The 10,184-nt window shown below is 56.0% G+C and carries 7 protein-coding genes, 3 tRNA genes and 1 pseudogene; 4 read left to right on the forward strand and 7 right to left on the reverse strand.

The genetic code is table 11. The annotated features are described in order from the left end of the window. A partial coding sequence (locus ABJN75_RS02900) for a GTP-binding protein (protein WP_348436693.1) occupies positions 1-140 on the reverse strand: 140 nt, incomplete at its 3' end. A 983-nt stretch (positions 141-1,123) separates the two neighbouring features. Between ABJN75_RS02900 and ABJN75_RS02905 the strand changes: the two genes are divergently transcribed. Continuing rightward, on the forward strand, positions 1,124-1,594 hold the full coding sequence (locus ABJN75_RS02905) for a hypothetical protein (RefSeq protein WP_348436681.1): 471 nt from the start codon (positions 1,124-1,126) through the stop codon (positions 1,592-1,594). On the opposite strand, the gene ABJN75_RS02910 is transcribed toward ABJN75_RS02905, so the two are convergent. The 3 genes from ABJN75_RS02910 to ABJN75_RS02920 form a co-directional block, all read right to left on the reverse strand. Further along, entirely contained in the window at positions 1,587-2,087 is a 501-nt protein-coding gene (locus tag ABJN75_RS02910) for a DUF1643 domain-containing protein (RefSeq protein WP_348436683.1), read from the reverse strand. The two genes, ABJN75_RS02905 and ABJN75_RS02910, sit on opposite strands and share 8 nt — an antisense overlap. A 412-nt stretch (positions 2,088-2,499) precedes the next feature. After that, positions 2,500-2,573, reverse strand: a tRNA-Gly gene (locus ABJN75_RS02915). A 19-nt stretch (positions 2,574-2,592) separates the two neighbouring features. After that, positions 2,593-2,677, reverse strand: a tRNA-Tyr gene (locus tag ABJN75_RS02920). 283 nt (positions 2,678-2,960) lie between these two features. Here ABJN75_RS02920 and rlmB point away from each other — a divergent pair. After that, positions 2,961-3,863, forward strand: a complete 903-nt coding sequence (gene rlmB / locus ABJN75_RS02925; protein WP_348436685.1) for a 23S rRNA (guanosine(2251)-2'-O)-methyltransferase RlmB — start codon at positions 2,961-2,963, stop codon at positions 3,861-3,863. A 109-nt stretch (positions 3,864-3,972) separates the two neighbouring features. Continuing rightward, positions 3,973-4,048, forward strand: a tRNA-Thr gene (locus ABJN75_RS02930). 752 nt (positions 4,049-4,800) lie between these two features. Here ABJN75_RS02930 and ABJN75_RS02935 read toward each other — a convergent pair. Further along, a complete protein-coding gene (locus tag ABJN75_RS02935; RefSeq protein WP_348436687.1) occupies positions 4,801-6,675 on the reverse strand; it encodes a HAMP domain-containing methyl-accepting chemotaxis protein in 1,875 nt (624 codons plus the stop codon). An 832-nt stretch (positions 6,676-7,507) separates the two neighbouring features. Between ABJN75_RS02935 and ABJN75_RS02940 the strand changes: the two genes are divergently transcribed. Further along, on the forward strand, positions 7,508-9,349 hold the full coding sequence (locus ABJN75_RS02940; protein ID WP_348436689.1) for a heavy metal translocating P-type ATPase: 1,842 nt from the start codon (positions 7,508-7,510) through the stop codon (positions 9,347-9,349). 105 nt (positions 9,350-9,454) lie between these two features. On the opposite strand, the gene ABJN75_RS02945 is transcribed toward ABJN75_RS02940, so the two are convergent. Together ABJN75_RS02945 and ABJN75_RS02950 are read right to left on the reverse strand one after the other, a co-directional pair. Further along, positions 9,455-10,057, reverse strand: coding sequence for a WbqC family protein (locus ABJN75_RS02945; RefSeq protein ID WP_348436691.1), 603 nt, complete (start codon positions 10,055-10,057; stop codon positions 9,455-9,457). 7 nt (positions 10,058-10,064) lie between these two features. After that, positions 10,065-10,184, reverse strand: a pseudogene (locus tag ABJN75_RS02950) (IS5/IS1182 family transposase); the annotation flags it as partial.

Consider the following 10,184-nt stretch of genomic DNA (forward strand, 5'->3'; position numbering starts at 1 on the left):
GCGTCGATCTGGTCATAGGCCTTGTAATCACCGAAGTACTTGGTGATCGCAGCCGTCAGTGACGTCTTGCCGTGGTCAACGTGACCGATCGTGCCGATGTTCACATGTGGCTTATTGCGCTCGAACTTACCCTTTGCCATCGTCCTGTATCCTGTAATTCTGTTGGCAGACTGTGGATCCGGAAGCGTTTGAACCGGGTCCCGCGAGAAGTTAACGCGACATAAGGGTTTCGCTCTGGTTTCGCAAGCGGAAATCTTGGAGCCGGAAAGCCCGCAAACCGGAGCTATGCCTGCAAAATCCGGCGATTGAAGCACAAAATTGCCCATGGGGTCGGACCACATCCGGACCGGACAGCGATCCGAATCATGCCAATTTCGCGGTTGCCGCGACCCTGGCCCCGGCAAGCCGCAGGCAGCCGAGGTCAACCGGGCACCACGCACCGCTTTGCCCACGGATCGGGTTTGCAAAGCTGTTATGCAGACAATGACGAAGCTTGAAACGCGGCATCTGGAGCGGGTAGAGGGAATCAAGTTAGAAGTTTAAGTCTTTGTAATCGTTGTTTTTTCTGCGATCGCTCAAGACGATACCGTATTCGGATACCGTCATATTCTTGCGCTGTTGAGAGGCTATACGAGCCGCGCTGAGACAGCAAACCCCCTCCACGGCCATCCACAATTATTATTTGTCTGCAATGACTTAGGCCACGGCAGAGCGTGCCTGACCGTGGGTTTTGGCGCTTTTTGGGAGTCACAGAAATCGCGAGGTAAACGGCTATCCACGGAATGCTATCAATTGCTACTTTACCGAGAGTCCAGCAGGTCTGATAACTACTGCTTCGGCCGGGGAGGCTAAATTGCAAAAACGAAAATGCGTCTTCTGCGGAGCACCGCCTCCGCTAACCCGCGAGCACGTAATCCCTTCATGGCTGCAAGATTATGTGGGAGGCGGCGAGCCGTCCCAGTTCATAGGAACAAGGACAAGCTTCTTCGGGGCACCGTTGGACGAGCGGCGGGCAAGTGGCGCGTCCCATACACTCAAGAGCGTATGCGGAAAATGTAACCACGGCTGGATGTCACAACTAGAGTCGCGTTTCGGTGAATTACTTCCACGAATGGAGGCCGACATGACTCCTAAGCAGTTCACGAAAGCCGAACGAGCCACTATAGCAACTTGGATAATCAAAACCGGCATCGTGGCGCACCTCAGTTCCAACTATCGACGCATGTTCCCTGACGACTTTCCTCACTGGATGTCGCAAGGACAGGTGATACCAGCAGGCATTAAAGTATTCGGTGGGAAATTTGAGCCGGGGCAGAAAGTGCTCTGGGCGCAATCAAACTTCGCCTCACTCACAATTAGAAAATCAGATAGCGAGTCGCTCGACGCATATCAGCGCACGTTTGTCTTCGCTTTGGCCATCAAGGGGATATTCATAGGCTTCGGTTGGCACGGATTGGATCGGCGCAATTATACGATTGCGCTACCTGACGGCGACATGCACCACTTCTATCCCCACCCTCGCTCCGCGAAATCAGTCAAGGTCTATGAGGATATTCGGCTACCCGCGATGCTGGTTCGGCTTGAACCTAGTTGAAGTCGATCAAGGGAGCTTCACCGTTGATGTACAGCGGGTGTTTGGGGGAGCCGTCATGATTCAAATGCAAGGCCACAAGGCGCACACCAAAATCTTTTGCGCGAGCTTTCAGTCGCAACGCTTGTTTTGGTGCGTTCTTATTCCCACCCCACCCGCATATGACAGGGATGCTTTGTGCTGCCGCAGCGATAAGTGCAATCCCAATATTCTTCGCGTTGTCAGGACCAACAGGGTCGATGTGCCCATCAAGTTCCTTGGGGTTCGTGGCTCGGAGGGCAAACAGATTGACTACAATCAAGCCACCAGCACCCTCACGCTTTGAAAATTCAATGCAGCGGCCAATTGTACGGTCGTCCACCGCAGCGTCAGCCGTTGACGGGTTGAGCATTATGAAGGTTTGAGGGGGTTCAGGCCCCCATCTCCGTTCGAGCCAGTAACGGTATGAACCGCATGGAGAAATGGTCGCGTCCGACTTAGTAAATACATCTGACATATCAATATTCCTGTAATTTCACCCAACACTATGTTGAATACTTGTAATACATACTGCGAGACTCACTCAACGATTCGTTTATATGCGACGTCAAATATTTTTCATTACGACGCTGGTTAGTAGTTCGATCCCCGTGTTCAGAACCTAACCCTCATCGTCTTCAGGAATCAAACTAGTAGGCACAGCGAAGCAGCGCCCAACAAAATCAAAGAGTTGGGACGCTGTTAAAAACAGGTCTGACGGTATCGGGAATGATATGCGCTACGATACCGTCAGCGACGCCAACTAATGGATATGGTGGGCGGTGAGATTTGCCAAAAATAGGTCATATTTTAGTACGGAAACCTACTAAGTATGAAATTTGGAGAATTTTGTTCTGATTTCTTGGTTGTAGACGGAATAATATTCCAACTGGAGCGGGTAGAGGGAATCGAACCCTCGTATTCAGCTTGGAAGGCTGCTGCTCTACCATTGAGCTATACCCGCATTCATGACCCGCCGGCGGTGGTGGAGGGAGTTGGATTTGAACCAACGTAGGCGAAGCCAACGGATTTACAGTCCGTCCCCTTTAACCACTCGGGCACCCCTCCAGACCAGCCGCCAGGGTCATGCATCCAAGATGGACAACCCGAAACGTTCGGGTTTTGCGGGCCGGGCGATTGGTTAGAAACACCCGTTCCGCGGTCGGCGTTATGACGGCGCATGGTTCCCGTGTCAACAAGCTTGACCACAAAAACAACCGGTTCCGTCAAGCTTCTTTCGCGGACCTGCCAGGCAATGGCTTGAACAAGCATCCACACGGCCTGGATCTCTCTGGTCGCACACCGCATCAAGCCGTGTTGCACCCAGGAGCAATAAGCGTATAAGCGCGCCATGAGCAAAGATGACGAGACCGGCGAGACCGGGTCAAACCGAGACACCCATTACGCCAAGCTTCGCCGCGCCCACCGCGACGCCAAGCGGGACCAGCAGGGTCTTGCGCCGGCGCAGCCGCGCGGCAAGCGCGACCTGCCCGCGCGCAAGGGCTCGCTTTATGCGGACAAGGTTACGCCCGATACGGTCTATCTGTACGGGCTGCACACGGTGCGCGCCGCACTCGACAATCCGCAGCGCCGCATCACCTCGCTCATGGCCACCCGAAACGCGTTGATGCGGCTCGAGATCGCCGAGGACGCCGCCCTGCCCTTCCCGCTGGAGCTGGTAAGCCCGCAGGAGATCGACCGTCTGCTTGGCGATGATGCCGTGCATCAGGGCGTGTTGCTCGAGGCCGCGCCCCTCAAGCCGCGTCCACTTTCTGATCTGGCGGACGCAAAGCTTCTGGTCATTCTCGACCAGGTTACCGATCCGCACAATGCCGGCGCCATCATGCGTTCGGCGGTGGCGTTCGGCGCCGGCGCGCTGATCACCACCCAGCGCCACAGCCCGCAGGAATCAGGCGTGCTGGCCAAGGCGGCCTCCGGCGCGCTCGAAATGATCGACCATATCGAGGTTCGCAATCTGGCCGCGGCCATCGAAGACATCAAGGCACAGGGTTTCGTGACCGTCGGTCTTGATTCGGAAGGCCCATCGCCGATCGAGGCCGGTCTGTCAGGCGACCGAATCGCGCTGGTGCTCGGCGCCGAGGGCAAGGGATTGCGGCAAAAGACCCGTGAGACCGTCGACACGCTGGTGCGGCTTGACATGCCCGGAGCGATCAAGTCGCTCAACGTGTCGAACGCCACCGCAATCGCGCTGTACGCGGCACAACAGTACCTGTCCAAACCAAACGCCGGTTGAGCCTGCCCGCACTCAACCGCATCCCGGATCAACCTATCTGGCCCGGAAAGCCAGGATCACGCGGTTTTTGCTTTACAGCAGCGATGAATATGCTATCCGCATCCCCGCTGCCCTTGTAGCTCAGTTGGTAGAGCACCTGATTTGTAATCAGGGGGTCGCGGGTTCGAATCCTGCCGGGGGCACCATTTTTCAATCGTTTGGCAACCAAACGCGCCTACTGGGTTCTTAGAAGCACATAGTAAGCAAGCCACCGACAATCCAATATGTCAGATTGAACCGGCTCACCGCGCCAGTCGGTTCAACAAATGAATGAACTGCGCGGCGACCTCGTTTTCGTACCCTTCGAATTGCCGCTCCAGCTAATCATAGGTTCGCCAGTGCATGCCTTAAAGGCTTGGGTGGAAATGGATCATCAAAATTGCCATCGCCGCCCGAACGCTTGCGGGCCTTTTCAGACGCCTGATCGCAGGCGTCCTGATCTTGACTGGCATAAGCAAGGTTCTGGCGATTTCTGAAGCGGAAGTAGGAACCTCCATAGAGAATTAGACGGCGCCCGTGGCAGCGAGGACAACGAAGGTACCGTCTTGTGCAGCCTGCTCTATTGAAATGTGCTCCGTCACAGGCGTGCAGTCGGCATCTGCTGGTCGCGTTCTCTCGTTGAGTTCCAATGTCATTTCATATCACCTGTAACTGATCCAGGATGTGGTTTCCTCTCCCCGCCACCGCGACAATGTTCCCCGCCTACCCGGCGTTAAAATCCCTTGGTGTGCATATAGCGAATATCAGTCCGCAAGCTGCTTTCGCATGGGTGCCGCGTTCCATAGCGCCGCCAATTTCCTGAACCCAGGTGTTCAGCCCCGGTCAGGGAAATGGGCATATCGGTGGCGGAGGTTGTCGTACCCACATCGCCTGATCATTCTGTGCTAAAACCATTGAACTACGCTACTTGACGAAGATTCAGCGTTGGCCCAGGCTGCCCCAAATCAAACTGGTTAACCAACTTGCTCAAGTCGTTGGCTTCATCTGCAAGCGAAATTGTCGCAGCAGTATTTTCTTCTGCGGTTGCCGCATTGTGCTGAGTAATCTGATCCATCTGATTCATCGCAACATTGACCTCGGAAAGCCCGGATGACTGTTCACGGGTTGAAGTTGCAATGGCATCCATATGCGTATTGATCTGGGCAATGATGCCATCGATCTCGCCGAGCGAGGCTCCTGTTTCGTTGACAAGTTTGACGCCGGTGCTGACTTCAGTGGCAGATGCGACAATCAGTTCCTTGATCTCCTTGGCAGCATTTGCTGAACGTTGAGCGAGTTCGCGAACTTCCTGCGCAACAACGGCAAAGCCTTTTCCAGCCTCACCCGCGCGTGCCGCTTCAACACCCGCGTTGAGCGCCAACAAATTGGTCTGGAAAGCGATTTCATCGATCACACTGATAATGCTGGAAATCTGTTTGGATGATCCTTCGATCCGTTCCATTGCATTTACGGCATTGCTGACAATTTGGCTCGACGAGGCAGCACTTTGGTTAGCTTCCGCCGCTAAGGATCGCGCCTCTTCCGTTCGTTTGGCTGAGTTCGCGGTATTCACCGTGATCTGGTCGAGAGCCGCTGCTGTTTGTTCCAACGCTGCCGCTTGCTGCTCTATCCGTTTGGAAAATTCATTGGCGCTGGTACTGATGGCATCGGTATTGCCCCGCATTGATCCAATGCCATTGAGAACCGAGGTCAGGGTTGAGGCGAGTCGTGTGACCGTAGTGTTGAAGTCTTCCCGCAAGCTTTCAAACCGTCGGTCGATCGGCTCTTCGATCCTGACTGACAGGTTCCCCCCGGCAAGTTGCTTGAGCCCAGCCGCAAGGGTACCCATGGCCGCCGTCATGCGGAGTTCGGCCTCTTCCTCCGAGCGCTTTTGGATATTTGCCACTTCCTGCTCACGCTCACCGCGCTCGCGTTCCACATCGGCCTCAATCTGACGCTTCTTCAGTTCGCTCTCGCTGAAAAACCTGACCGAACGGGCCAAGTCACCAAATTCGTCCATCCGCTTTTCACCAGCGACGACCACATCCAGTTTGCCATTTGCAATATCGGTCAATGCGGCGGCCAATCTCGAAAGTGGTTGGAGCAGCCATTTTGACACCAACATGGTATAAATAGCACCACCGATGACAACGAGTGCTATCAAATAGTTCATTCCAGTGGAAAACATCGCTACCTGGGCATTGAGGTCATCAACCACGCGCTGCGATTGCGCAGCCATAGCCGCTATGATCGCATCAATGGTCGCATGCATTGCATCCACTTCGGCCTGCATCTGTTCGGCAACTTCGTCAAATCCAGCCATCATCGAATTGCCAGCTTGGGGACCGCCCGCGATATAGGCTTTCGACATGGCTACACCGGACTTGTAGAAAATATCGTACTGGCTCTTGAGACTGGCCATGACAGGTACCATCGAAGGTATTTCCAGACGATTTGAAAGCTCGGTAATTTCCGAGATTTTTTCATTCAACGCAGCGGCAGATTCTTCTGCGAGTGCAAAACCGTCATCAAGTCCGTCAAGCCCTCTGGTTGCCGAAATGTCAGTGAGCGATTCTTGTGTGCTCACAACGTCGAGTTCGGCCCCCTTGATAAGTCGGGTCAGTTCAAGCAATTCGCTTTTCTTGTCCAAAGCCGTCTGAAACATATCAACATTGGCAGTCAGATAATCTGACGCCTTTGATTTGAATACAATAACGGAGACCACGATTGTCAAAATGAAAAATGAGACAATAACTGGAACGAGAATACCTAGACGGAGATATTTTTTTAGCATGATTTTGATACCTTCAAAGCACCCAATGTTGGCAGAGGGCGGCGACTAGCAATATTGAATGTCGCATCATGCGGCGGAAAAATGCCGTAATGGCTGTTTTTATTTCATCCTAATATGGTTGCAATTTTGATAACAAAATGGATTTTGATCCAAGACGTTGTTACATTTGCGGAATAGGCTGAGCGAGGCACTCGCTTGCGAAAATCCGGAGTTTGGCGGTGGCTCGATTCGCCTGATCAGTTCGGGGCGCTTCTTTAAGTGGATTTTGGCCTCGGTTACACTGCCACCGATAGCGGCGTCAGCGGCCTGAAGTAAGTCTGAACCGCGGCTTTACCATCAAGCGATGAATGTGGAATTCGCCCATTTTGGAAGCCATTGCAGCGCCCGATCGATGCGTGTGCTTTGCGACATTGCATAGGCGTACGGGCAGGACTCCTCGTATCTGATGGTTCTCCCCAGCCGTTCGACGAAAACATTGTCGCGCCAGCTCCTTTACCGTCCATGTTCATCTTGATTTACCGGCTGTCCAGTACCTTGATGAAGCCGGTGCATGTCAACCGGCTGCTCTGGACGGTCTTGAAGGTGTCGGTCTTGCCGTGACGCGCCAATGTCTCCTCAACCGCTTCGATGCAGAAGTCTTCCTTCCTTGATCCCGCAAGTCATACTTCAGGAAGGATCATTTTTCAGGGGGCAGACCAGTGAGAACGCTGACAAGCGGCGCGAAAACCGCCATGGACTGGGCGCGGACCTGATGTATGATAATCAAGGCGATGACCATTTGAAATCCACCCTGGATCTGGAATGCGTCCCACCCGATCGAGACTGTAATCATATGATCCAATTGTTTCGCGACCGCTTGAAATCCGGACTTCTCGCCATCGCGTTAATTGGGCTGGTTTCCGGTCTGGGGCTGATGCTGGGGCAATTGCCGGCGTCGGCGGAGATTGCCTGGGCCGCCGGCGTCATCCCGGTGCTCGTGGCGCTGATCGTGGAAATCGTCCGCAGCCTGCTCAAGGGCGAGGTCGGCCTCGACATTGTGGCAGCGCTGTCGATGTCGGCGGCATTGTTGTTTGGCGAATCATTGGCGGCGGCGGTGGTGGCGGTGATGTATTCCGGCGGCACTTTCCTCGAAAGCTACGCCGAGGGCCGCGCCCGGCACGAAATGAAGGATCTCTTGTCCCGGGTGCCGCGAACGGCGACACGATACCATGATGGCGCACTCGAGGAAGTGGCGCTGGACGCCATCCGGCCCGGTGACCTGATGCTGATCCGTCAGGGCGATGTGGCGCCCGTCGACGGCACGGTGGCCAGCGACGCGGCCTTGCTCGACCAGTCGGCAATGACCGGCGAATCCCTGCCCGTCCGGCTGGAGCGCGGTCAGGACGTCATGAGCGGATCAACCAACGCCGGCAAAGCCTTTGATCTGGTCGCCGCGCGCCGCGCCAGAAACAGCACCTATGCCGGCATCGTCCGGCTGGTCGAGGCGGCGCAGCAATCGAAGGCGCCGATGGCGCGGCTGGCCGACCGCTATTCGCTGGCGTTCCTGGCCATCACCATTGCGCTGGCCTTTGCAGCCTGGTGGTTTACCGGCGATCCGGTGCGCGCCGTCGCCGTGCTCGTTGTGGCGACACCCTGCCCCCTGATCCTGGCCGTGCCGGTGGCGCTGGTGGCCGGGCTGTCACGCGCGGCGCATTTTGGGGTGCTGATCAAGGGGGCCAAACATCTCGAGGCGATGGCGCAGGTCCGCACGCTGATCCTCGACAAGACCGGCACGCTGACGGATGGCCGACCGCGCATTGTCGCGGCCAAATCCCTTTGTGGCCTGACCGAACACGAGATCCTCTATTTCGCCGCCGCCCTGGACCAGGCGTCCAAGCACCCCATCGCCCAGGCCATTGTTGTGGCTGCGGGCGATCGCGGAATGGCGCTGCCGATTCCGCAAAATGTGATCGAGATTCCGGGAGCCGGCGTCGAGGGCATCATCGATGGCCGTGCGATTGTCGTCGGTGGCGTCGGATTTGTCATGGCCCGCACCGACGGGACCGGACCGGATGATTTTCTGCGAAGCGATGAACCCGGCGCGGTTGTCGTGGCGCTTGCCGTGGATGGCAAGCTCGCCGGCTATCTGGTGATGTCGGATGCGCTGAGATCGGGAATTGCCAAATTCCTGGCCGACGTGCGGGTCGAGGGCATCGAGCGGATCCTGCTTGCCACCGGTGACCGGCGCGCGGTTGCCGACGCCATCGCCGGGGAATTGGGGCTCGACGGTGTGCGGGCCGATCTCACGCCCGACCAGAAGGTGCTGCTGGTGCTGAGCGAACGCAAGAACGGCCCGGTGATGATGGTCGGCGACGGCGTCAATGATGCGCCGGCGCTGGCGGCGGCCGATACCGGGGTGGCGATGGGCGCGCGCGGCGCGGCGGCATCGGCGGAGGCAGCCGATGTGGTTCTGCTGGTCGATCATCTCGACCGGTTGTTGCCGGGACTGAAGGTGGCCCGGGGATCGCGGCGGATCGCGGTGCAGAGCGTCATCGCCGGGATCGGGCTTTCCCTGGCCGGAATGCTTGCAGCCGCGCTCGGTTTCATCTCCCCGGTGCAAGGTGCGATCCTGCAGGAGGCGATCGACGTCGCCGTCATCCTGAACGCACTGAGAGCGCTGAGGATCAAGGCCTGATTGATTTATGCGCTGCGAGTGTTATGACACAGTCATACTTTGCGATTGCGACATGCATGAACCGCCTGATTATAAAGCCAGGCAGACTTGTTCAGCGTCAGGTCTCTACATGGTATCGTTGGCGTCTCGTGCTGCCGCAACAAGATGTGGTGCGAACTGGTCAGGCGCGAGATGGGAGATCATGTCGAGGATGCTGAGACCCGGAATGAAATCGTATCCGGACTGAGGGTATGGTTGCAGATTGGCTTTCATGAAGGCCAGTGTAATTCCGGCGGCAGCGAAATCGATCGCATTGTACAGGTTCTCTCCCCCGATCATGTTGACGTAACGTGTCGCGCCAGTTTTTTGACAAGCAGCAATAATACGAGCCTGGGCTTTAAGCTCTTGATCCAGTGCCAGTTCAGACACGCGCCGGATCGGTGTGGTGATCCCGGTGGCATCGAAACATTGCTGAAGAGCGAACGCCGTTACATTCGTAAAATCCAGTGTTGTATCGAGATGTGCCTTTACTGCCTCGACAATCGCGATTGCCCGATCAACATGAGGCGCCTTGGCATAGGTATAGCTCAAGGTGCGGAGTAGTTTTTCGAATGCGCGGCTGGCTTTTGGCGAAAAACTCTTTGTATCAACTGGCTGATTAAGTGGTCCCACAGACACAGGGATCGTAAAGCGTGCTTTTTCAACCCCAGACCTGAGAGCCCGATTCAAAAGTTCGTCATTGATCGCAAAGCCTTGCCAACCGCCGCATGAGAATACGGATATGGGCGATGAGGGTCCATGCTGTTGAACTCTGGATGGATTTCTCCCAGTCCTTGGCCAGCCTGCGGGCCCTTCC

It is taken from the genome of Hoeflea sp. (genome assembly GCF_039975035.1).
Taxonomy (GTDB): Bacteria; Pseudomonadota; Alphaproteobacteria; order Rhizobiales; family Rhizobiaceae; genus Hoeflea.

Excerpts from the sequence above, each read along its gene's own strand:
- ABJN75_RS02905 (WP_348436681.1), top strand. The coding sequence starts at position 1,124 with ATGACTCCTAAGCAGTTCACGAAAGCCGAACGAGCCACTATAGCAACT.
- ABJN75_RS02910 (WP_348436683.1), bottom strand. The coding sequence starts at position 2,087 with ATGTCAGATGTATTTACTAAGTCGGACGCGACCATTTCTCCATGCGGT.
- rlmB (WP_348436685.1), top strand. The coding sequence starts at position 2,961 with ATGAGCAAAGATGACGAGACCGGCGAGACCGGGTCAAACCGAGACACC.
- ABJN75_RS02935 (WP_348436687.1), bottom strand. The coding sequence starts at position 6,675 with ATGCTAAAAAAATATCTCCGTCTAGGTATTCTCGTTCCAGTTATTGTC.
- ABJN75_RS02940 (WP_348436689.1), top strand. The coding sequence starts at position 7,508 with ATGATCCAATTGTTTCGCGACCGCTTGAAATCCGGACTTCTCGCCATC.